22 protein-coding genes are annotated in these 21525 nt (G+C 57.2%); 9 read left to right on the top strand and 13 right to left on the bottom strand.

The annotated features are described in order from the left end of the window. Positions 1 to 7: 7 nt before the first annotated feature. A complete protein-coding gene (locus AC2TEM_RS17765) occupies positions 8 to 1516 on the bottom strand; it encodes a PAS-domain containing protein (RefSeq protein ID WP_170407929.1) in 1509 nt (502 codons plus the stop codon). A 64-nt stretch (positions 1517 to 1580) separates the two neighbouring features. Further along, entirely contained in the window at positions 1581 to 2972 is a 1392-nt protein-coding gene (gene regB / locus AC2TEM_RS17760; RefSeq protein ID WP_170397866.1) for a sensor histidine kinase RegB, read from the bottom strand. A 92-nt stretch (positions 2973 to 3064) separates the two neighbouring features. Here regB and AC2TEM_RS17755 point away from each other — a divergent pair, with 92 nt between their 5' ends. Together AC2TEM_RS17755 and AC2TEM_RS17750 are read left to right on the top strand one after the other, a co-directional pair. Then, the gene (locus tag AC2TEM_RS17755; RefSeq protein ID WP_170407931.1) at positions 3065 to 3682 is read left to right on the top strand and encodes an SCO family protein; all 618 of its coding nucleotides are present in this window, start codon (positions 3065 to 3067) and stop codon (positions 3680 to 3682) included. An 87-nt stretch (positions 3683 to 3769) separates the two neighbouring features. After that, the gene (locus AC2TEM_RS17750) at positions 3770 to 4324 is read left to right on the top strand and encodes an ActR/PrrA/RegA family redox response regulator transcription factor (RefSeq protein WP_039542641.1); all 555 of its coding nucleotides are present in this window, start codon (positions 3770 to 3772) and stop codon (positions 4322 to 4324) included. 48 nt (positions 4325 to 4372) lie between these two features. Here AC2TEM_RS17750 and AC2TEM_RS17745 read toward each other — a convergent pair whose 3' ends face one another. From AC2TEM_RS17745 to AC2TEM_RS17735, 3 genes are all read right to left on the bottom strand, one after another. Beyond that, positions 4373 to 5338, bottom strand: coding sequence for a glycosyltransferase family 2 protein (locus AC2TEM_RS17745; RefSeq protein ID WP_170425369.1), 966 nt, complete (start codon positions 5336 to 5338; stop codon positions 4373 to 4375). A 53-nt stretch (positions 5339 to 5391) separates the two neighbouring features. Further along, on the bottom strand, positions 5392 to 6081 hold the full coding sequence (locus tag AC2TEM_RS17740; protein WP_480790627.1) for an FkbM family methyltransferase: 690 nt from the start codon (positions 6079 to 6081) through the stop codon (positions 5392 to 5394). A gap of 208 nt (positions 6082 to 6289) precedes the next feature. Further along, positions 6290 to 6883 carry an HD domain-containing protein gene (locus tag AC2TEM_RS17735; RefSeq protein ID WP_170397878.1) on the bottom strand — a complete coding sequence of 198 codons (594 nt, stop codon included), beginning with the start codon at positions 6881 to 6883 and terminating at the stop codon, positions 6290 to 6292. A 206-nt stretch (positions 6884 to 7089) separates the two neighbouring features. Between AC2TEM_RS17735 and AC2TEM_RS17730 the strand changes: the two genes are divergently transcribed. From AC2TEM_RS17730 to AC2TEM_RS17720, 3 genes are all read left to right on the top strand, one after another. After that, complete coding sequence (locus AC2TEM_RS17730) at positions 7090 to 7404, top strand: hypothetical protein (protein ID WP_170397881.1); 315 nt, start codon at positions 7090 to 7092, stop codon at positions 7402 to 7404. A 103-nt stretch (positions 7405 to 7507) separates the two neighbouring features. Continuing rightward, complete coding sequence (ahcY, locus tag AC2TEM_RS17725) at positions 7508 to 8896, top strand: adenosylhomocysteinase (RefSeq protein ID WP_170425375.1); 1389 nt, start codon at positions 7508 to 7510, stop codon at positions 8894 to 8896. Positions 8897 to 8909: 13 nt separating this feature from the next. Continuing rightward, positions 8910 to 9659, top strand: coding sequence for an extensin family protein (locus AC2TEM_RS17720; protein WP_170425378.1), 750 nt, complete (start codon positions 8910 to 8912; stop codon positions 9657 to 9659). Between the two features lie 4 nt (positions 9660 to 9663). On the opposite strand, the gene AC2TEM_RS17715 is transcribed toward AC2TEM_RS17720, so the two are convergent. Beyond that, on the bottom strand, positions 9664 to 10311 hold the full coding sequence (locus AC2TEM_RS17715) for a DUF899 family protein (protein ID WP_170425381.1): 648 nt from the start codon (positions 10309 to 10311) through the stop codon (positions 9664 to 9666). Positions 10312 to 10502: 191 nt separating this feature from the next. Here AC2TEM_RS17715 and AC2TEM_RS17710 point away from each other — a divergent pair, with 191 nt between their 5' ends. Beyond that, positions 10503 to 10844, top strand: coding sequence for a DUF2853 family protein (locus tag AC2TEM_RS17710; protein WP_170397892.1), 342 nt, complete (start codon positions 10503 to 10505; stop codon positions 10842 to 10844). A gap of 222 nt (positions 10845 to 11066) precedes the next feature. Here the strand turns inward: AC2TEM_RS17710 and AC2TEM_RS17705 are convergent, their stop codons facing one another. From AC2TEM_RS17705 to tsaD, 4 genes are read right to left on the bottom strand one after another with little or no spacing between them, the layout of a single operon-like run. Beyond that, positions 11067 to 11489, bottom strand: a complete 423-nt coding sequence (locus AC2TEM_RS17705; protein WP_170425384.1) for an EVE domain-containing protein — start codon at positions 11487 to 11489, stop codon at positions 11067 to 11069. After that, positions 11489 to 11758 carry a YciI family protein gene (locus tag AC2TEM_RS17700; RefSeq protein WP_170425387.1) on the bottom strand — a complete coding sequence of 90 codons (270 nt, stop codon included), beginning with the start codon at positions 11756 to 11758 and terminating at the stop codon, positions 11489 to 11491. The genes AC2TEM_RS17705 and AC2TEM_RS17700 overlap by 1 nt, the downstream gene beginning before the upstream one ends. A gap of 1 nt (position 11759) precedes the next feature. Then, positions 11760 to 12722: an NAD(P)H-dependent glycerol-3-phosphate dehydrogenase gene (locus AC2TEM_RS17695; RefSeq protein ID WP_170425390.1), complete on the bottom strand. Its 963-nt coding sequence runs from the start codon at positions 12720 to 12722 to the stop codon at positions 11760 to 11762. Further along, positions 12719 to 13816 carry a tRNA (adenosine(37)-N6)-threonylcarbamoyltransferase complex transferase subunit TsaD gene (gene tsaD / locus AC2TEM_RS17690; protein WP_170425393.1) on the bottom strand — a complete coding sequence of 366 codons (1098 nt, stop codon included), beginning with the start codon at positions 13814 to 13816 and terminating at the stop codon, positions 12719 to 12721. The genes AC2TEM_RS17695 and tsaD overlap by 4 nt, the downstream gene beginning before the upstream one ends. Positions 13817 to 13913: 97 nt before the next feature. Here tsaD and AC2TEM_RS17685 point away from each other — a divergent pair, with 97 nt between their 5' ends. The 3 genes from AC2TEM_RS17685 to AC2TEM_RS17675 are packed head-to-tail and all read left to right on the top strand — an operon-like array spanning position 13914 to position 17430. Further along, positions 13914 to 14627 (top strand): uroporphyrinogen-III synthase, encoded by a 714-nt coding sequence (locus tag AC2TEM_RS17685; protein WP_170425396.1) that lies wholly within the window; start codon positions 13914 to 13916, stop codon positions 14625 to 14627. A gap of 54 nt (positions 14628 to 14681) precedes the next feature. Next, positions 14682 to 15908, top strand: coding sequence for a hypothetical protein (locus AC2TEM_RS17680; protein ID WP_170609186.1), 1227 nt, complete (start codon positions 14682 to 14684; stop codon positions 15906 to 15908). 10 nt (positions 15909 to 15918) lie between these two features. Continuing rightward, the gene (locus AC2TEM_RS17675; RefSeq protein ID WP_480856342.1) at positions 15919 to 17430 is read left to right on the top strand and encodes a heme biosynthesis HemY N-terminal domain-containing protein; all 1512 of its coding nucleotides are present in this window, start codon (positions 15919 to 15921) and stop codon (positions 17428 to 17430) included. Positions 17431 to 17557: 127 nt separating this feature from the next. Here the strand turns inward: AC2TEM_RS17675 and AC2TEM_RS17670 are convergent, their stop codons facing one another. From AC2TEM_RS17670 to AC2TEM_RS17660, 3 genes are read right to left on the bottom strand one after another with little or no spacing between them, the layout of a single operon-like run. Further along, the gene (locus tag AC2TEM_RS17670) at positions 17558 to 18307 is read right to left on the bottom strand and encodes a PhnD/SsuA/transferrin family substrate-binding protein (protein ID WP_170397929.1); all 750 of its coding nucleotides are present in this window, start codon (positions 18305 to 18307) and stop codon (positions 17558 to 17560) included. Beyond that, a complete protein-coding gene (locus AC2TEM_RS17665) occupies positions 18304 to 18921 on the bottom strand; it encodes a response regulator transcription factor (RefSeq protein ID WP_170397932.1) in 618 nt (205 codons plus the stop codon). The genes AC2TEM_RS17670 and AC2TEM_RS17665 overlap by 4 nt, the downstream gene beginning before the upstream one ends. After that, on the bottom strand, positions 18918 to 21308 hold the full coding sequence (locus tag AC2TEM_RS17660; protein WP_170425407.1) for an ATP-binding protein: 2391 nt from the start codon (positions 21306 to 21308) through the stop codon (positions 18918 to 18920). Before AC2TEM_RS17660 ends, AC2TEM_RS17665 begins: the two co-directional genes overlap by 4 nt. Positions 21309 to 21525: the final 217 nt, after the last annotated feature.

The following is a 21525-nucleotide window of genomic DNA, read 5'->3' as shown; positions in this document are numbered from 1 at the left end:
AACCGGTTCAGGCGCTGATTTTTTGTATTTCCGTGATGTTCCTGACCGGGTTGTCCGAGGCGAAACGGACAATTGTTGCCCCGTTTTGCATGGGGCTGACCGTGCAGTTCAAAGAGCCGCCGGATTTTAGGATCAGTTCAGCCGACCATTCGGCCCGATTCTCTCGCGCGGTGACGAATTCGCGGATCTCGCCAAGGATCGGCGTGGCGGTGCAGTGCTCCTGCCATTGGCGTGTGATTTCCAGCACCGTTGCTGGTTCGAATCCTACTTCGCCGCTGTCGCCCCACAACACCTGATAGGCGTAATTTGTGATCGCCAGCGAACCGTCATCCGAAAACACCGCGATGGCATCAGCCAGCTTGTCCAGAATGGATTGCATAAGGTCCGTTTCAGCGCGGAACCGTCGGGTCAGTGTGATTTCGGCGGTGATATCTTCGAACAGGAAAGCCACTGCCCCATCGGGATGCGGGCGACCACTGACGGAATAGACCGATCCTGATGGCAGCGACCAGGTTTCCTGATAGTTCCCGTCCTGAGCCGCCTCCAGAAGGTCGTTCATCTGGCGCCGCCAACTGCGATAGTTCTTAGGCTCGGGCATCATATGCTGGTCGCGAAGCCGGTCAAAAAAGCTGGACAGGCTTGGGCGCAGGCTCAGGAAGTCGGGTGGCAGGGTGGTCAGATCGATCAGCGCTGGATTGAACAGGGCCAGTTGCCGGTTGCGGTCAAAGATCGCCAGACCAATGGAGAGCTGCGCGAAGGTCTTGGTCATGGTCTGCACAAACTTGCGCTGCGCTGTCTCGGCTTCGACAATCGCGTTGATATCGACCGCGTAACACAACTGATCCTGTTCGTGTGCGACCTGGGTCAGGTCAAACCAGAGCTTGGCATCGCTGTCCCTAACCGGAATCGAGACACGGGTTTTTCGACTCAGCTGCGCCTCGTCCCTGTGAGAAGGAAACAGAGGGTCCGTCAGATCGGCATCCGGTCCCGCGATCTTGCGAACCAACCGTACATAGGCCGCATTGCACCAGCCCACCTTATCACGGTGATCTATCAGCCAAACAGGGTAGGGCGCCTGCTCCATCGCCAAACGAATTGGATCGCGCTGGTCACGGCGTGGCGCAGGGATGGTCCCCGTCAGATCACGTAATTGAACCCGAATGATACCATCGATCCATTCGCACAGAACCTCGCGCTCGACTGTGCAGTCGATGGCTGAAACGGCGATGTTGCCCCCGGACCGGACAATCTCGGGCGTTTCGGGGAAAGCGGGAAAATCACGTTGCAGCAAACGCCGCAGATCAGCCCAGTTGCTGACGGATTCGTAACCTGCCAGCGCAATATCGGAGTGGCTGATCAACCGGTCGCCATCGAACAGGAAGACAACATCGAACAGCGCTCCGGGCGCTGACAGCCCGAAATCTCTTGTTTTGGCCTGATGGCGTGGCAAGAGCCACAATATCGCAAAGCTGGCCGAAACCACACTGATTGCGGCCAGAACGATCCATTCGGCCATTGCTCCAACCCCCGGGTAAAACGTTTGAATCTATATGAACAACAATGGTTAACGGGGTCTTAACTCAGATCTGGAACGGTTGGTTGGCGCCCGAGGGAACAGGAGTGTCCCCGGTTTGCGCGTCGATCAGCTTGCGCGGCCAAACGACATTGACGATCGCCCCCCTGCGGTCCGGTTGGTCAGTCAGGGTCTGATAAGGGTCCGCGCCATTGGCGAAGCTCAGTTCGGCACCGCTGCGTTCCAGCAGGGTTTTGGCGATGAACAGACCCAGCCCCATGCCTTCGTATTCCGGCCGACTACTGCGATCGGCGCGGCGGCGGCGCATGAATGGGTCACCAATCCGACCAATGATGTGGGAGGGGTAGCCGCGCCCATCATCCATGATCGAAACGCTGATCCGATCAGAGGTCCATTCAGCTTCGACCCAGACCGTCGACTGGGCGAAATCCACTGCGTTCTGGATCAGGTTGCGCAGCCCGTGAATGATCTCGGGCTTGCGCAGGATCGAGGGCTGCTGCACATCGCCATCCGCAACTGGTCCTTCGTCGAAATGCACCACTTTACCACGATTGATATGTGGCTCTGCCGCTTCATGGATCACGGTGGACAGAGGCGCCTGACGCAGGTGCAAATCATCTTTCCCAGCTCGGCCCATATCGCGCAGGATGTCGCGGCAGCGGTCAGCCTGTTCGCGGATCAAGGCTGCGTCCTCCATCAGCTCAGGCCGGTCGTCCAGCTCTTCGATCAGTTCTGAACTGGCCAGCTTGATCGTTGCCAGCGGCGTACCCAACTCATGCGCGGCTGCGGCCACCACACCACCAAGATCAGTCAGCTTTTGCTCGCGCGCCAGCGCCATATGGGTGGCCGAGAGCGCTTCAGACATCGATTGAACTTCGGAACTGATGCGGTGCGAATAGGCGCCGATGAAAACGATGGCGATGATAATCGCCGCCCAGTTTCCGAACAGCAAAATATCGGGGATATCCAGCACCAACCCCAGATTGGTTCTCAGCGGGAGGTGGAATTGCGCCAGCAACGTGGTCAGGATCACCGCAACGCTGCCGATGATCAGGGTCGAGCGGGTGCTCATTACATTCGCAGAAATCGTCACCGGACCCAGCAACAGCAGCGCAAACGGGTTGTTTAGCCCCCCCGTCAGATACAACAGGATCGACAGCTGCAGCAGATCGAACAGCACCATCAGGAAGTTCTCGAATTCCGACAAGCGCTTGTTTTCGGGAAACAACAGAATCGCCGTGAGATTACCCATCACCGAAATGCCGATGACGAAATAACACAATGCCAGCTCAAGCTGAACGTCGTAATATTTCTGTGCAACCGTGATGGCCGTAAACTGGCCGATAATGGCGACCCATCGCAGCAGGATCAGCGTGCGCAGCCTGATCCAGGTACTGCGCTCCTGCCCACGCCAAAGACTGGTGTTGGAATTCGTCATCTGTCGATTATGTCCTATTGCGTCGGTCCGACATGTTGATAGGTGTCCCGGCAGAATCGATCAACATCCCCTTTCGTATCAGGATACGCGCCATGGTTCGTCTTTATGCTATTCTCGCAACTGTTGTTCTTGCAATTGGTCTTGGCGCCATGTGGCTGCTGACGCGGGGCGGCGCGGACGACAAATACGCGCAGTGCCGCTCGTCTCAGATTGCGGGTGGGAGCGCCGCAATCGGCGGACCGTTCGAACTGCTTAACGCCAATGGTGAGACGGTAACCGACAAGGATGTGATCACCGAGCCCACGCTTGTCTACTTCGGTTATACCTTCTGCCCGGATGTTTGCCCCTTTGACATGTCGCGCAATGTCGACACGATCGATTTGCTGGCCGAGCGCGGTCAGTCGGTGACGCCGTTGTTCATCTCGATAGACCCGGATCGCGATACCCCCGAGGTCGTGGGCGATTTCGCATTCAACCTGCATGAACGCGTGATTGGCCTGACCGGATCGCCCGAGCAGATCAAGGCGGCCAGCAAGGCGTACAAGACCTATTACAAGGCCCAAGACAAAAGCGATGAGTATTATTTGGTCGACCACTCGACCTTTACCTATCTGATGACGCCCGAGGACGGGTTTCTGGAATTTTTCAAACGCGATGAAACGGCCGAGCAGATGGCGGACAAGATTGGCTGCTTTCTTGATCAGGCCTGATCCTCAACAGTCGGTTTGACCTTTGGAATGGCGCTGCTATTACTCATGTTTAAGCCAAGAGGCATGAAATAGCGGAAAGACCCACATATGGCAGACAGTTCCCAGCTTGAAATAGGCCCCGACAAATCGCTGCTGCTGGTAGATGATGACGAGCCGTTTCTAAGACGTCTGGCCAAGGCCATGGAAAAACGCGGATTCGAGGTTGAAACCGCGGGTTCCGTCGCCGCAGGCCGCGCCATTTCCACAGCCCGCCCACCTGCCTATGCCGTGGTCGATCTGCGACTTGAAGATGGCAATGGGCTGGACGTGGTTGAAGTGCTGCGCGAAAAACGCCCCGACAGCCGGGTTGTGGTTCTGACCGGTTATGGCGCCATCGCCACCGCCGTTGCGGCGGTCAAAATTGGTGCAACCGACTATCTGTCCAAACCCGCCGACGCCACTGACATCACCAACGCTCTGTTGGCCAAGGGCGACGAACTGCCCCCGCCGCCGGAAAACCCCATGAGCGCCGACCGCGTCCGCTGGGAACATATCCAACGCGTTTATGAACTGTGCGACCGGAACGTCTCGGAAACCGCGCGCCGGTTGAACATGCACCGCCGGACGTTGCAGCGGATTCTGGCGAAGCGCAGTCCAAGATAGACCCGTAGACTTAATAGCGTGTATTCTCCGGGCCGTTCCAAACGACTTTCAGGGCGCGGGTTGAGCCTGAGTTTGAAGCCTCAGCGCGTAATTCTTAAGGCAGGCAGAGTGCGCGCACCCAACTTTAGGCAATAACAGCAACTCATCAACCTTTGCCTGTAGCTTGCCACCCATCGCCAGCATTCGATCATCCACGACGCTGTTCTGGTTGTACTTGTTCCAATACCTTTCACGAAACCGGCTGGACCGGTTGGGTGCATCTGTCGCTTTCGTGCCTTGCCCGCGCTGCCGCTTGAGCGCGAAACTGTCTCGCGTTTTCACCGGGTAGTGAATGACAGCAGCCCAATCGTGTGTAGACAGATGCTCGGGCGCGGCGCCCAGCGCATGTCTTCGCCGTGATCCCGTACGATACATGTGTTCGTGCATCGGCAGGCCCGTAGCATTTACAAATTGCGATCCATCGTTCCGAAAGTCTGGCTGTAAGTGGGGTCGGTGGAGGCCAAACCCCTGTATTTTATCAGACTTTCGAAAAAGCGTTTTGAAGTAGCGATGCAAATTATGATCTGTATCGGCACGCTTTAGGAATCGTTGCGTGACCAGCCCCGGTTCCCACTTGTCGTTGCCCCCATTTCCGAAGATCAACCAATTCACGGCGATGCCCTCGGCGAAACCGGAACAGCGTTCGACGAGACCTGCGACCTGATTTTCATCGTTTGCACAGAAAAGAAACTCATCGCTATCAAGCCACATCAGCCAATCGGCATCGTTAAGCGAAGGATGCGCATAGGCCGTTTCCGCCGCTGTATGCTGTGGTACTTGCCCGGGTTTCAGATCTTGCAGAACATGGGAAATAACCCCGTTTTTATCAAGCGCATCAAGCAGCTCGGCGGTGCCGTCTGTCGAGTCATTGCTGTAAATCAGAATAGGATCAAACCCGACCAGCAGATGATACGCGACCCACTCAAGTATAAACGGCCCTTCATCCTTGGCGCAGGAGAATAGCCCAACCTTCATATCGGCTTGGCCTGAGTGGGTTTGATCATGATCGTGATTCTTCCTTGCACGGCCTATCTTCTGAAGATGATATTACGTTGAGTTTGAAAGGCATTTTCATAGCCACGATCAGAAAGTGAGGCAAACAGGCGTTCGGCGCTATCACCAAGATTCACGGTTTCCAGCTGTAGATATTGGGGAAGCGCTGCATCTTCTGCGCTTTCAAGAAAAGGCATAAGAATGTTCGGCTCGTGCCCTTCAACATCAAGCTTGGCAAAATCGGCATCATGCAGATGTGTAAGCTCAAGCAGTGTTCGGGTCTGCACCTCAATCGTATCGTATTTTGATAGCTCCAGATACGCTGTGTCGTTTGCCAAACGCGCCTGACCAAGATTGGTGGCCGTGTCGCCCCGCTTTTCTATAATAAGCGTCGCTTCACCAGTTTCGCCCGCGATCGCGAAAGTGTTCAGCTCCACGTTGCCAAATCCGTTCAGAGAGCAATTATTGCTGAGGCGTTCGGCCAGTGTCGGATTAGGCTCAAACGCATGAATCCGGGAGTCCGGGCTAAGAATTGACGACAAGAAAAGTGAATACAGACCAAAATTTGCACCGATATCCAAAACCTTGAGAGTCTTCCCCGCAAAGCTTTCTTTCAGCCAATTCAGCTCAAGCTCTTCCGGGGACCGGCCCTTCTGCCAAAGAGAGAATTCGCTGAAATTGTCATAAGGGTGCAGGTGGATTCGAATGCCCCGGTAGGCGATCAACTGTGGCAGCAGTGACTTTCGGATCAGATTGCGCACCCGCCCTCGGCCTGTCAGATTGTACGCTTCACGTAAACACGCGTTGGCATATTCCATCTGCGCGTTCGTGACCGGTATCTGGCTGTCTGCGTCGCTCATCTGAACCTGGTCCGATTATGGTCTTGTTTTAGCGGAAAATTAGCATAGGCCGAGCTGCTGATCTATTGGCGACCTAAATGCTGCCCAACAATTCCTGATGCCGCGCGGTATAGGCCTGTCGCACCTCAATCGGGGGACGCAGTTTGATCTGCAACCCCTCTAATATTGCCTTGTCCGGACGACCAAAGAACTTTGATGCTTCGGTATCAGAAAAACCCGCGATCTGCGTCGCCTCCATCCAGGCGCTGATCTTGTCCGCCTTCTTGATCTGGCGTTTCACTGTTTTTGGTACCACGGCGGGCAACCCAAAACGTATATGAATCGCAGCAGCCAGCCGGTCGTCTAAATCACCATAATCCGGGCCAACGGCGGATTTCACCGGAGAGATCATGTCACCAATCACATATTCGGGGGCATCGTGTAACAGTGCCGCCAACCGCCATTTCGTCGGTGCATTTGGTGCGATGCGGCCAAAAAGCTCTTCCACCAGCAAGGAATGCTCGGCCACGGAATAGGCAAAATCCCCGTTGGTCTGACCGTTCCACCGCGCCACAAAGGCCAGCCCGTGCGCGATATCTTCGATCTCGATATCCACGGGTGTCGGGTCCAGCAAATCCAGCCGACGGCCCGACAGCATTCTTTGCCACGCTCTGGGTTGTGTTGCCATTTTACCATGCCTTGTGAACTGGGACACGTTCAATTCGCGTTCTTGTGGTATGATGTATCTGTCTGGATCACATGCTGCCAACAATTTCTTGAGCATTCGTGCTTTGAACCTGCGCGATACGATCCCGACATCAAGGACTGAGGGGGGTGCTGACTCCTCCCAGTTGCGCCCTCTCGAAACGAAACTCGTATCGAAAGGAGCTTGCTATGTTCAAGCGTTTGTTTGCAATAACCCTGACCTTCGGAATGGCCGCAACCGCGCCACCCGCCTTTGCCCAGAACTGCGCAGAGCGCGAGCACGTGATTACCAAACTGCAAGACAATTACTCCGAGGAATTAACCTTTGGCGGTCTTCAGAAATCACGTGGCGGGCAGACGGTCATGGAGGTTTGGACCTCGAAGGAAACGGGAAGTTATACCGTTTTGGTGACCCAGGCGAACGGCATGAGTTGTATTGTCGCCGTTGGCACTGATTTTTTTGAAGCGATCCCCAAAATCAAGGCAGAGGGCACGCCAAGCTGATATTTTGTCACCAGACTTCCTGTTTCCGGCCATCCACATTGCCTCCTGTCCCAAGGAATGCTAGGGGCAGCCCGGACCAAGATTTACCGGAGTGGAGAGCCTGATGGCCGGGGACTATATCGTTAAGGACATTTCGCTGGCCGGGTTTGGCCGCAAGGAACTGGATATCGCTGAAACGGAAATGCCGGGCCTGATGGCCCTGCGCGCCGAATACGGTGAAAGCAAGCCGCTGTCTGGCGCGCGGATCGTCGGTTCACTGCATATGACCATCCAGACCGCCGTTCTGATCGAAACACTGGTGGCGCTGGGCGCTGATGTGCGCTGGGCGTCGTGCAACATCTTCTCAACGCAGGACCACGCGGCGGCGGCGATTGCCGAGGCTGGTATTCCCGTTTTTGCCATCAAGGGCCAGACGCTGGAAGAGCATTGGGATTATCTGGACAAATCCTTCCTGTTCGACGAAGGCCCCAACATGATCCTGGACGATGGCGGCGACGCGACGCTGTACATCCTGCTGGGTGCACGTGCCGAGGCAGGAGAGGACATTATCCCTGTTCCGGGTTCGGAAGAGGAAGAGGTGATCAAGAAGCAGATCGCCAAGCGCATGGCCGCGTCTCCGGGCTGGTTCACCAAAATGCGCGACCAGATCCAAGGCGTCTCTGAAGAAACCACCACCGGTGTAAACCGCCTGTATCAGCTGGTGAAAGATGGCCACCTGCCGTTCCCGGCGATCAACGTGAACGACTCGGTCACCAAGTCGAAGTTCGACAACAAATACGGCTGCAAGGAATCGCTGGTAGACGGTATTCGCCGCGCCACCGACACCATGATGGCCGGTAAGGTTGCCGTGGTCTGCGGCTATGGTGACGTGGGCAAAGGCTCGGCAGCCTCGCTGCGTGGCGCAGGCGCCCGCGTGAAAGTGACCGAGGTCGATCCGATCTGCGCGCTGCAAGCGGCCATGGACGGGTTCGAAGTCACCCTGCTGGAAGAGGAAGTCGCAAACGCTGACATCTTCATCACCACAACCGGCAACAAGGATGTGATCCGCATCGAGCATATGCGCGAGATGAAGGACATGGCCATCGTCGGCAACATCGGCCATTTCGACAACGAAATTCAGGTGGCCAGCCTGAAGAACCACAAATGGACCAACATCAAGGAACAGGTGGACATGATCGAGATGCCCTCGGGCAACCGCATTATCCTGCTGTCCGAAGGTCGCTTGCTGAACCTTGGCAACGCCACCGGTCACCCCTCGTTCGTGATGTCGGCCTCTTTCACCAACCAAGTTCTGGCCCAGATCGAGCTGTTCACCAAAGGCGATGAATACAAGAACGAAGTTTACATCCTGCCCAAGCATCTGGACGAAAAAGTTGCCCGTCTTCATCTGGACCGGATCGGCGTGAAGCTGACCCAGATGGACAGCGATCAGGCGGCCTATATCGGCGTGAAACCCGAAGGCCCCTATAAGCCGGAACACTACCGCTACTAAGTGCGAAAGACGCATGACCAAAGCTTCCAGACGTCGCCGAATCCTGCTTTCGGCGGCGTCTTTTCTTTTCGGCCTCTTAACGCTGTTGACCTTGTTGGGCGGCGGCGTTTGGTGGCTGCTTGCCCATCCCAATACGCCTGTACCCCCGCACTGGAACCCGCTGCGTGATCTGACCGTGACCGCGCCAGTGACTCCGGTCACTCCCTACCAGTTGAACCGCGCACTGGCGGATGACGCTTTATGCCGTGCAGCCTTGGCCGAGGCTGGAGCTCGGTTTGATCCGCTGGACGATCTGGTGGTGGACCAGAATTGCGGAATCGAGGGACGCGGCCGGTTGTCTGGTCTGGTGAACGCCCGCGTCACTGCAGTCGAGACCCGGTGTGCCACAACTTTGCGGCTTGTCATGTGGGAACACCATGTTGTGCAACCCGCTGCGCAGCAACTACTGGGGACTTCCGTCAGCAGATTGCGTCAGATCGGCAGCTATAATTGCCGCCGGATGCGCACCGCGCAAGGACAAGACAATGGTTGGAGCAGTCACGCCACTGCGGACGCGATCGACATCGTCGGAATGGATCTCTCGGACGGGCGCAGCTTGAACCTGCTGGCTGACTGGGACGCTGACGGGCCCGAGGCCGATTTTCTGCGCCAGATATGGCGCGGAGCCTGTGACTGGTTCCGCGTGGTGCTTGGCCCTGACTACAACCGCTTACATGCCGATCACTTCCACCTGCAGGGGCCCGGCTGGGGCTACTGCCGATAGTACCTCAGCGTAGAGACGGGATAAAATCGCCGCGGCCCTGTGGCGTGAAATCCAGAACATTCCACAGTGGCCAAGCCGCATCCACGTGCCGGGGATGCCAATCGCTGGGTTCAAAGAACAGCTCGGAACTCCAGAAGTGATGAATGCCATCAGGGAGCTGTTGAAAGACATTCAGGATGGGAAGCTGATCACCCCCGTCGGTCTCGGCCAGATAGTCACGTTGGTAATTCGTCCCTAATGCTGAGTAGAGCGGCAGCGCATTCCAACCCATCTCATCCTTGAGCGCCGAGAGTTTTTCGGGCGTATTCTGCGCCACTACGGCGACCGAGGCGTTCTGCTTCAGATGATGAACCTGAGAGTTCAGCCCGTCCAGAAACGCCGAACACATAGGGCAGGGGCGTTCCGCGTCGGGTCCGTACATCAGCGAATAGATAATCAGCGTATCCTTATCGCCAAACAGCGACGACATAGGCGCACCCTCGCCTGCCAGATCTCGGAACGCATAATCGTTAGGGGTTTTGCCTCCGGTTGGAAGAGAACGGCGCAAGGCCGCGACCTCTTCAACCTTTGCTCTCAGGTCCCGCTCGGCGGATAGAAGTGCATTACGAGCTGACCGATATTCGGTGGTTTCATTCGGTAACGTCACGGGCATGGGGACCTCCGGGAATCATAATTAACAAAAATGTTAAATAATAAATCTGAAAAAATCAAATCACCGAGTCCCGCGAAGTTCAGCCTAGGGGGAAACCTTGTGATTTTTCCCTTTTGGGAATTCCGCCGACAAGGCTAGTCTCTCGTGCATCGGTAAAAAGTTCCGTGACAATGGATTAAGGAGATTGGGACATGGGCAAACGCGACGAATTGATCGCCAAATACGCTGAAGATCTAAAAGGCAAATGCGGGATGGACCCCGATATGGACCTGCTGACCAAGGTCACCATCGGTTGTGGTCCGGCGATCTATGACGCGGATGCGTCGACAGTGGCGGCCAGCCAGGAAGGCGAGCTTGAGACGGTCAAGAACAACTTCCTCATCAAAAAGCTGGGCCTGTCGGATGGTCCCGAACTGATGGAAGGGATCAACAAGGCCATGGAGACCTATGGCATGTCCGAGCGTAACAAGTACCGCGCTGTCGTCTATTACATGCTGACCAAGCATTTCGGCAAAGAATCGGTCTATAGCTGATCCAGCCAAGAACCATTTCAGCACCCGTCGGTCTTACCGGCGGGTGTTTTGTATTTGATTGAAACTCTAAATACTTGGCGTTTGAAGCGCGGTTCTGAAATCGGCTAAGGTCAGGATATGACCAGGACGGTCAGAACCAACAGATTTCCGTATGCGTGTGGTGAGCTTGGGAGCACGCGGGGTAGGGAAGGTTCTGAAGTCGTCAGGGCCTTCCCTTTTCATTCAATCCGCCTCTGTCTCGCCCAAAGCGCAGATCAACTGCCATTCTGTATCGCTGACCGGCTGCACTGAAAGGCGTGAATTCTTGACCAGAACCATTTCACCCAAACGCTCATCCGCCTTGATCTGATCCAGTTTGACCGGAATTGTGAAAGACCGGACGGCTTTGATATCCACGCATTCCCAACGCTCATCATCGGTTGTGCTGTCGGGATGGGCCTCGGCACAGACTTCGACAATGCCGACAATCTCCTTGTCCTTTTGCGAGTGGTAGAAAAAACCCCGGTCACCAATCTGCATCTGACGCATGAAATTGCGGGCCTGGTAGTTGCGCACCCCATCCCATTCCTCGCCCGCGTCTCCCTTGCAGACCTGCTGATCCCAGCTCCAGGTCGAGGGTTCGGATTTGAACAGCCAATATGCCATCAGCCGATGACCTTTTTCCACGGGATCAATTCAACCGAGTCGAACAGGCCGGCCAGCGCGTAGGGGTCATTCTCAGCCCAAGCTTGCGCGGCGGCCAGATCCTCGACGTTCAGAATGACCAGCGATCCGATCATTGCATCGCCGTCCAGCAACGGGCCAGCCTGCGCCACAACACCGGTTTCTTCAATGTAAGCCAGATGGGCCGTGCGGTTGTCCAGCCGGGTCTGTAGGGCACCAGCTTTATCCCGGGCGATCAGGGCGATGAGCATATTATTCCTCCTTGAGTGGGCGACCCAGCAGGGCCTGAATCGCGTCGGTGACACTGTAGGCACCGCTGCTGAGTTTCGCCACCGTTGCGCTGATGGGCATGTCTAACCCTTCGCTCGCTGCGATTTCGGACATGGCCTGCGCAGTGGCGACACCTTCGACGGTTGTCGTGGTGTCAAATGGCTTGTTTAGACCCAAACAAAGGCCAAAACGATAGTTTCGCGACAATTCGGATGAGCAGGTCAGCACCAGATCACCCAGCCCCGATAGCCCCATCAGCGTATCGGGCCGTGCCCCGCGCTGGGCGGCAAAGCGCTGCATCTCAGAAAATCCGCGCGTGATCAAAGCAGCGCGGGCGCTGTCGCCAAGGCCCGCACCAATGGCCGCGCCACAGCCAATGGCCATCACATTCTTCAGCGCGCCACCCAATTCGGCCCCAACGGTATCTGCGGTTCGATAAAGGCGCAGGTTGGCGGTTGTCAGCTCTTGCTGAAGCGCCTCGCCCAGTTCGGCATCAGCACAAGCCAGCGTCAGCGCCGTGGGTAAACCACGCGCGATATCGTCGGCAAAGCTGGGACCGGTTAGCAGGGCCGGTTGGGCGTCCGGCACGGTTTGACGGATGACGGCGACAGGACCCAGACCCGTTGACAGTTCGATCCCCTTACAACAGGCAACCAGAACCTTCCCGCTCAGCCGTGCTGCGTGAAGGTTCATGGCATCACGCAGTTTTTGCATTGGCGCAGCAAGCAGCAGTACGTCGGACCGCACCGCCTGTTCAATCTCGGTAGTCACAGTGATTTTGGCAGGCAGCGTGACGCCCGGCAGGCGATCGACATTCTCGCGCGATTGCTGCATTTGCCTTGCCTGCTCGGGATTCCGCGACCAAAGCGTAACGGGGCCATTTCCCGCCAATGATATCGCCAAAGCGGTTCCAAAGGCACCTGATCCAAGGACGGTCACGCTCATGCCTTGGCTCCTTTCTTGCCGCTGCCCAGCATCGCCGGGCTGGTTTGATCCAAGGGCCAGCGGGGTCGTGCCGTCAAGTCCAACCCATCCCGCGCACCGGTGCGAAATCGCTCTATACCTGCATGGGCAATCATGGCGGCGTTGTCGGTGCATAAGGCCATGGGCGGGGCGATAAATCGGGCGCCCATTTCCGCAGAAACGGTCTCTAATGCAGCGCGAATGGCGGTATTTGCAGCAACCCCACCGGCAACGGCAATAACCGGTTCCGACGGTGATGCCTCAAGATACTGGGCAATCGCGCGGCGGGTTTTCTCGGCCAGAGTATCGACGATTGCCTGCTGAAATCCGGCACACAGATCAGCGCGATCTTGTCGGGTCAGCCCCCCTTTTTCGGCTACGACCTTATCCCGCATCCGCATCAGCGCGGTCTTGAGTCCCGAAAAAGACAGGTCACATCCGGGGCGATCCAGAAGGGGCCGGGGAAAGCGGAAACGTTTGGCATCACCCGCGCGCGCCTCAGCCTCGACCGAGGGGCCACCGGGTTGCGGCAGGCCCAACAGCCGGGCGGTCTTGTCGAAGGCTTCACCGGGGGCATCATCTATCGTACCGCCCAGTCGGGTAAATTGCTCCGGACCATGCGCAATCAGGTATTGGCAGTGACCACCCGACACCAGCAGCATCAGGTAGGGAAAGGCAATCCCGTCGGTCAGGCGTGGCGTCAGCGCGTGCCCGGCCAGATGGTTCACCCCGATCAGCGGCAGCCCGGTCGCCGCGCTCAGACCCTTTGCGCACATCACACCGGATATTACGCCGCCAATTAAGCCGGGACCGGCGGTGACAGCGATAGCGTCCAGATCATCTAAGCCAATTTGGGCCTGTGTTAGAGCCTGTTTGATGCAAATATCCAGCTTTTCCGCATGCGCACGCGCTGCGATCTCAGGCACAACGCCACCATAGGCGCTGTGCAACTCAGTCTGGCCATGCACCACGGATGACAGGATCTCGGCCCCTACGCCTGTGCCCTGCCGCACAACGGCGGCTGCGGTATCGTCGCAGCTGCTTTCCAGTCCAAGGACGGTAAGTGTTTGCACCATAGGCCTGATCCGTTGCATCATGATTGCCAAGCGGGGTATCACCCCGCGCGGATGCAAACAATCCCAAGGCCGAAGGCGCCGACCGTTGTATTTGTTGATGACCCGCCCTCGCGCCGCCTCGGACAGGTTCGTTGCGCAACTGCCGGACCACATTCGGTCGCAAGTCGCGGTTATCCATTCACCCTTGTTAAAGATCGAACCGCTGGGTGTCATGGTTGAGTCCGATGATTCTGCTGGACTGATCTTTTCCTCGGCAAATGGCGTGAACGCCGCCGCCCTATTGAATGTGGAACGCAGCCTGCCCGCCTATTGCGTTGGTCCGGTGACCACGCAGGCAGCGCAGGCAGCAGGGTGGGAAGCGCAGATGCTGGGTGCGACGGCCGAAGGGCTGGTGGCCAATCTGCTGAAACTCAAGCCAAACAGCCCGCTGCTACATCTGCGCGGAGAACACAGCCGTGGCAACGTGGCCGCGCGTTTAACTGAATCCGGGCTGACCACCCGAGAACAGCCGATTTATCGACAGCAACTTCTGCCGCTGAGTGATGACGCTTCCCACGCCGCCAAAGGTGATCAGCCCATCATCGCCCCGCTATTTTCGCCCCGCACAGCGCGACAATTTGCCGATGTCTGGGCCGGATCCGCGCCTCTGTGGCTGGCCGCGATCAGCGAAGCCACGGCGGAACCCCTTAAAACACTGAGTTTCGAGCGGCTGAAGATCGCGGATGAACCGACCCCGGACAAAATGCAGAAAGCCGTGAAAAAACTCGTGAAACACGTGATGCGGGTTGAGAGCGCGCCGGGTGCAGATTAACTTGGGTTAGTCTATTGTTCATGTGTTTTGGGAATCGATAAGGGGATTAACGCGGTGGCTGATAAGAAGAAACCCGATCAGGAACCGGTCGAAGACCCCAGCGTCGAAGAGGTGGTAGAAGCCGCCGAGACCGAAAGTGATGCAGTGTCGGATGAGAAATCCGTTGACGCGGATAACGCTGCGGACGAATTGACTTCCGAAGCCGAAGCCGAAGCCGAAGCCGAAGCCGAAGCCGAAGCCGAAGCCGAAGCCGAAGCCCTGAACAGGGCCGAGCCGACCGAAGAAAAGCTGATCGAACGCACGGTCGAAAAACGCGGTGGGTTTGTTCCGGCTTTGTTGGGCGGGGTTATTGCTGCAGGCCTCGGATTTGCTGCAGGCAACAGCGGGTTATTGTCTCAAGGAGCCGATAGCTCGGACGCAATTTCCGCACTCGAGTCGAAGCTGGCGGAACAATCCGATCAGATTGCCCAACTGACAAAAACTCTTGCTGAAGGCCCCGATGTCTCGGGCTTGTCAGATCAGATCAAGGCGTTGTCGGATAAGCTTGCTCCGGTCGAAAGCGATCTGACTGCCGTGAAGAGCAGTGTTGATGGCCTGACCGGTAAGGTCGACCCGCTTGAGGAACGCCTGACCGCGCTTGAGAAGCAGCCGCTTGAAGCAAATGTCTCGCCCGAGGCCACAGCCGCGTTCGAGGCGGAATTGAAGAAACTACAGGATTCTCTGGCCGCTCAGCGTAGCGAAGTGGAAAAGATGGTCTCAGACGCGCAGGCTTTAGAGGCTAAAGCTTCGGCCGAGGCGCGCGCGGCGACCAACGCCGCCATCCTGTCGCGTTTGCATGGTCAATTGGATGCCGGTCAACCCTATGAAGATTTGGTCTCTGAACTGAAAGCCGGTGGTGTCGATGTACCCGATGCCTTGGCTGCATCTTCGAAGGACGGAGTTGAGACGCTTTCGGCGCTGCGCAGCTCGTTTGCCCCCGCAGCCCGCGCCGCACTGGCGGATGCCCGTGATGCCGATAAAGGCACCGGCTTCGTTGCTTTCTTGCAGCGCCAGACAGGCGCGCGGTCGGTGACCCCGCAAGAGGGCGACGATCCGGACGCGGTCTTGTCACGCGCTCAAGCGGCGTTGGCGGATGGTGATGTCACTAAGGCGTTGACCGAACTGAAATCCTTGCCCGAAGCGGCGCAGACCGCATTGGCGGATTGGGAGCAGGCGGCGCAGACACGGGCCTCTGCCGTCGAGGCCGCAAATACGCTTGCTTCAAGCCTGAACTCAAACTGAAGGACCTGCCATGCTGTGGTCATTGTTAAAGATCCTTGTTTTTGTTGCGATTATCGGCCTGCTGGCCATGGGTGCTGGGTTCTTGATGGAATCATCCGGCGGCGTGCAGATCACCGTCGCAGGCACCGAATACACACTGGGCCCGCTGCAATCAGTGATCGCGCTGGCCGTGCTGGTGTTTGCGGTCTGGTTGTTCTTCAAGCTGCTTACGCTGCTGATCGCCACGCTGAAATTCCTAAACGGTGATGAAACCGCCCTTTCACGTTATTTCGATCGCAGTCGGGAAAAGCGGGGATATCAGGCTCTGGCGGACGGGTTGATGGCGCTGGCCTCGGGTGAGGGGCGCGTGGCGATGACCAAGGCCAATAAGGCCGAGAAGCTGCTGAACAATCCGGAACTGACCAATTTGCTGGTGGCGCAGGCAGCCGAGATGACCGGTGATACCAAGAAAGCGTCCGAGACTTACAAGAAGCTGGTCACCAACAACGCCACGCGATTTGTCGGTGTGCGCGGGATCATGAAGCAAAAGCTGGCCGAAGGCGATGATGAAACCGCGCGCAAGCTGGCCGAGAAGGCTCTGGCCCTCAAACCCCGGCATGAAGAAACGCAGGATGTGCTGTTGAACCTGCAGACCAAAGCGCAGGATTGGGCCGGTGCGCGGTCCACGTTGACCTCGAAGCTGAAGGCCGGGTATTTGCCGCGCGACGTGTTCAAACGGCGCGACGCAGTCCTGGCTTTGTCCGAGGCCAAAGTGCTGCTGGACGACACGGCGACGGTCGAACAGCAGGAACATGCGATTGAGGCAAACCGCCTTTCACCCGATCTTGTCCCAGCAGCCGCCATGGCCGCGCGCGCCTATATCGAAAAGGGCAAACCGCGTGCAGCCACCAAGATTCTGAAAAAGGCGTGGGAAGTACAGCCTCACCCCGATCTGGCCCATGCCTTTGCCGAGATTGTGCCAGACGAAACACCTGAACAGCGGATCAAGCGGTTCACCGCTTTGACCCGCATTCATTCAGAGAATATGGAAACACGCCTGATTTTGGCCGAGCTGAACATCGTAGCCGAAGACTTCCCCGAAGCGCGACGCGCGCTGGGTGATGTTGTCGAAAAGCAGGGGGATGCACGGGCCTACACGCTGATGGCTGCGATTGAACGGGGCGAGGGCGCCTCGGACGCGGTGGTTCAGGGTTGGCTGGCCAAGGCGTTGAACGCACCGCGCGGGCCGCAATGGGTCTGCACCAATTGCCACGACATTCAGCCTGAATGGGGACCGGTGTGCCAGAACTGCGGCAGCTTCGATACGCTCAGCTGGCAGACGCCTCAGACGCCCGAGATTGCTAGTGCGACGGGTGTGCACATGCTGCCTCTGATCGTTGGCGCGCTTGAGGATCAATCAGAGGCTGAAGAGGCAGAGGAACCTGAAGAAAGTGCTGAAGAGTCACTTGAAGAGCCGGTCGAAGAGGACTTGATCGAGGGAAAGGCCGAGCCGGTCTCGGAGGAATTCGCGCGACAGACCTAACGCGCGGTCTCGGCGTTGAAAGCGTCGTTCCGCAGCTTAAACAACCCGGCCCACCGATTTTGATTAAGGGCGACCAAAGCCATTATGTGACACCGGCTGTCGCCGGCGACACCGGCACACAAGACGACTAAACCGATCCCGGCGGGTTCTGCACGTCCAGATAACGTTCGGCCGGAATCCTCACGAGACCTTTGATCCCCAAGGCAGTACGATCCGCGTCATCCAACTGCGCAATTGCCCGTTCAACCGCTGTAAAAATCGCTTGCTGATCGTTACCCTCCGCAGTGATCAATGGCAGGCTAGGGGTCGGGTCCGTCCACTCCAACACCCGCAGAGATGCGGCAAACTCTTCATACTCAGCCATCAATCGCCAAGAAACCGCATCAAGGGCGGCGATATCTGCGTGACCTTCCGCAACGGCATGCGCCGACTTCAGGTGACCTTCGGTTTGCACACGGTGCTTGAACCAGAAGCCATGCGGCTCAAGATGCCAATAAGGCGCGGCGTAGCCAGATTGCGAAAATGTCTGGTTGTAAGCGAACACCGCTTCCCGAAACGCCATCAGATTTGTGCGTGGATCATCGGCGCGCACGACCAGAGCGCTGCGGTAATAGCCGGGCGGGCACCCGTCGAGACCATAGTCTGGCGTGCCAACCAACGCGACCTTATCGTGCAGCCATGTCCGGTACGGCATGCCGCAAGTCTGGCTCAGCACCAGTTCCGGGTGCTGCCAGACCGAGAATTCCTCGGCGTCCTGCGACAGATGCTCAGGGCTCTCGATCCCGGCGCGGTTCAGATTGTCACGAATGAGGTTCCAGTATCGCAGATGTGCCTCATCAAGCTGAGGGCGGGCATACATCATCAGGCTTGCGATCATTGCATCTGCCCGAACAGTTCATACAGCTCTATCGTGGTTTTCACGCCGACCTTCTGCTGGATGCGCCCGCGATGAATTTCTACCGTGCGGGGGCTGATACCCAAGGCAGTTGCGATCTCCTTGCTCGACGTGCGCGCGGGGTGGGTCAGAATATGTTGCAGGACCTGCTCCTCGCGGTCGGTCAAAAGTCTGCGCTTATCCGCAAGCATCTGACGTCGCGATTTCTCGGCGCGCAGACGGTCGCCTATTTCAAACGCGGCCTGTATCCGTTCGATCAGCACCTGCAGGTCAAAGGGTTTTTCCAGAAAATCAATTGCACCCGCCTTGGTGGCCCGCACGGATTCCGGAATGCCGCCATGACCCGAGATGAAAATGACCGGTATGGTCGACTCGCGCCGGTTCAGATGTTCCTGCAATTCCAGCCCGTCCATGCCGGGCATGCCATAGTCCAGGATCAGGCAACCTTTTGCGTCCTCATGCACCTGATTCAGAAATGTCTGCGCATCGGCAAAATGCTCGACCCTTAGTCCGCGTTTGCTGAGCGAGCGTGATAAGGCGACGCGCACATCTTCATCGTCATCGACGATATAGACGACCAGCGGCTCAAAGGTCATGCGTGATCCTCCTTGGGCTGATCGCGGCGCTGCAGGGTGAAACAGAAGCGCGCCCCGGACGTCTCAGTAGGCTCGTACCAAATGGCTCCGTCATTGGCTTTGACGATGGTCCGACAAATGGACAGGCCCAGCCCCATCCCGTCGGTCTTCTGGGTGTCAAACGAGTTGAACAAGGTGACACCATCGCTAATCCCGGGCCCGTTATCCTCAACCCGCACCTCGACCAGTTCATCGCTAGTCTTTGTAGTGATGGTGATTTTACCCTTGCCATCCGGATCCAGGGCCAAGGCGTCGATCGCGTTGCGCAACAGGTTAACCAGAACCTGAGCGATCTGCGTCCGGTTTCCGATGACAAGAGGAAGGTCGGTTTCTTCATAAAGCAGCTTGATCTCGTGTAACTTCGCCTCGGCGTCCATCAGGCTGACGGTTTGCCGGATCAACCCGTTCAGTTCAAACGGAGTCTGACGTCCGCGATCCTTACGCACCACATCACGCAGGGCGCGGATGATGTCGCCCGCACGGCGCGACTGTCGGTCGATATCCGAAAGGATTTCTATAACCTCAGGATCGGGATCGCCGATTTCATCCAGCGTGATCTTCGCGGCGTCGACATTATAGGAAATCGCGCTTAGCGGTTGGTTCAGCTCATGCGCCAGCCCCGAGGCCATCTCGCCCATCAGGTTGACCCGTGCCACATGGGACAGATCGCGGCTGAGGCGGCTTACTTCATCCTCGGCCTGCTTCCGATCGCTGACGTTGTCGATAATGGCAACCGCATGATCAGGGGTCCCGCTTTCATCGCGGATGAGGATGGCATTGACCCGCAACCAGATGGGGGATCCATCTTTTCGGATAAACTGGTTTTCGGCGATGAACTCGGAATCCTGCAGCAAGGTTTCGCGGAACTTGACCGCGATCTGCTGTTCATCTTCCGGCAGGATGTCGGCCAGCGTCATCTTCTCCAATTCATCCGGCTGATATCCCATGATATCGCACAGCTGTTCGTTGGTCCGCAGAAAACGCCCCGTTTCGGGTGAGATCTGCGCCATCCCGCGCGAGGCCAGATCGAAGGTGCGGCCATAGGCGGTTTCGAACCGTTGCCGTTGTCGAACTTCCTGTGTCAGAGCCGCGCCGGTATCTTCCAGCTCGCGATAGGGGCTGTGCAGGCCTTCTTCGGTGGTGATCTCTCCGCTGCGCAATTGCTGGCTCTGGCTGGCAAAGGTGCGCACAGGGGCATAGATCCGGTCGGCCATGGCCAAACCAATTGCGCCGGTCAGAATGGCAATGGCAAGCGCGATCCAGACGCCTTGCGTCCGGTTCTTCTTGATCTCGCCAATAAAGTTGTCCTCGGCCGCATAAAGCCCGATCAACCAACGCAGCCCCGGCTCGGACACCTCGATCAGCATCGCCACATAGTCCTGACCGTTCAGCTGGAAATCGGTATGAACCGGTCCTTCCGTGTCGCTCAGACCGGTTTGCACGACATCTCCGAACGCCTTTTGTGCGATCGGGTCTGCGATTTGGTCCACACGCGTCAGCTCGGGCGCTTCCATATGTGCTTCCTGCCGGATCAGCACCAGCGTTGGATGCGCCAGCACCGCGCCATTTTCGTTCAGAACCAGCGCGGCACCGCGTCGTTCCGACCAGATGTCCAGCAGGAATCCCGACAGGGCGTCGATCTGGATATCGACACCCAAAATGGCACGGATAGCTCCGGTATCGTCCAATATGGGGACACTATAAGTGATCCCCGGCTGGCGCGTGGTGAAGAAGATATAAGGCTCTGTCCAGATCGGTGCTTTGGCTTCGGTCACCATTCTGAACCAGGGCCGGGTGCGCGCCTCATAGGTGTCAGTCTGGGTAGTGGCCGTTTCCAGCAATGTGAACTGATCGTTGCGCCATTGGAAATCGGCGGGATGTTCCGCGGTGCCGGGCAGGAATGGCGGAACGAACTTGGTGCGATAGCGTCCGGGCTCTTCCGCGCGCATGACATAGACAAACCTGCCCGTCGCATCGGCCAGATACATCCCTGCGAGTTGAGGCGCGACCTGTAGCTGCTGAAAAAAATGGCTTTCCAATACGCCAGGATCGCTGATATCCAGTACGTCATTTTCAGCAAGTCGCCGAGTTGCATCCAAGGCCTGCCGGGCGGGGTTCAGAAAACTTTTGACTTGGCCGATGACATTGACACTGACTTCGTTGAGCGATGTTCGGGATTGCCGCAACAGCGCGTTCTCCGAGCTGACAAAGGTCGACAGGATCACCGAAAGGATGGCGATGAACTGCAGCCCACCCAAACACAGCGCAAGCGTGGCGCGCAGCGATCTTCGCCTGCGGGCTGGCTCAGTGTGGTCCTGGCGTATTTCTTGTTGCCCTGCGTAGTTCAATTCTTGTCCAAACGACCTTCTGCACGGGTCGGTATCACAGTCACAGAATGTGATCAGTTACCCTCTTTCCCCTATATCTGAATCCAAGCCTATACGTAATCTACCGTATAGACACCTGCTGTTTGGTTTCGCTTTCCTCTTTATCATCGGGGGGCCTGATTCCAGTGCGATTTTTTCTGTTGTGTTCTGAAAGGTTTCAGGCACCCCACAGATCAAA

This window comes from Ruegeria sp. HKCCD3925, assembly GCF_057221175.1.
Note: the sequence above shows the minus strand (reverse complement) of the source record. Positions and strands in the feature narration are given on the sequence as shown.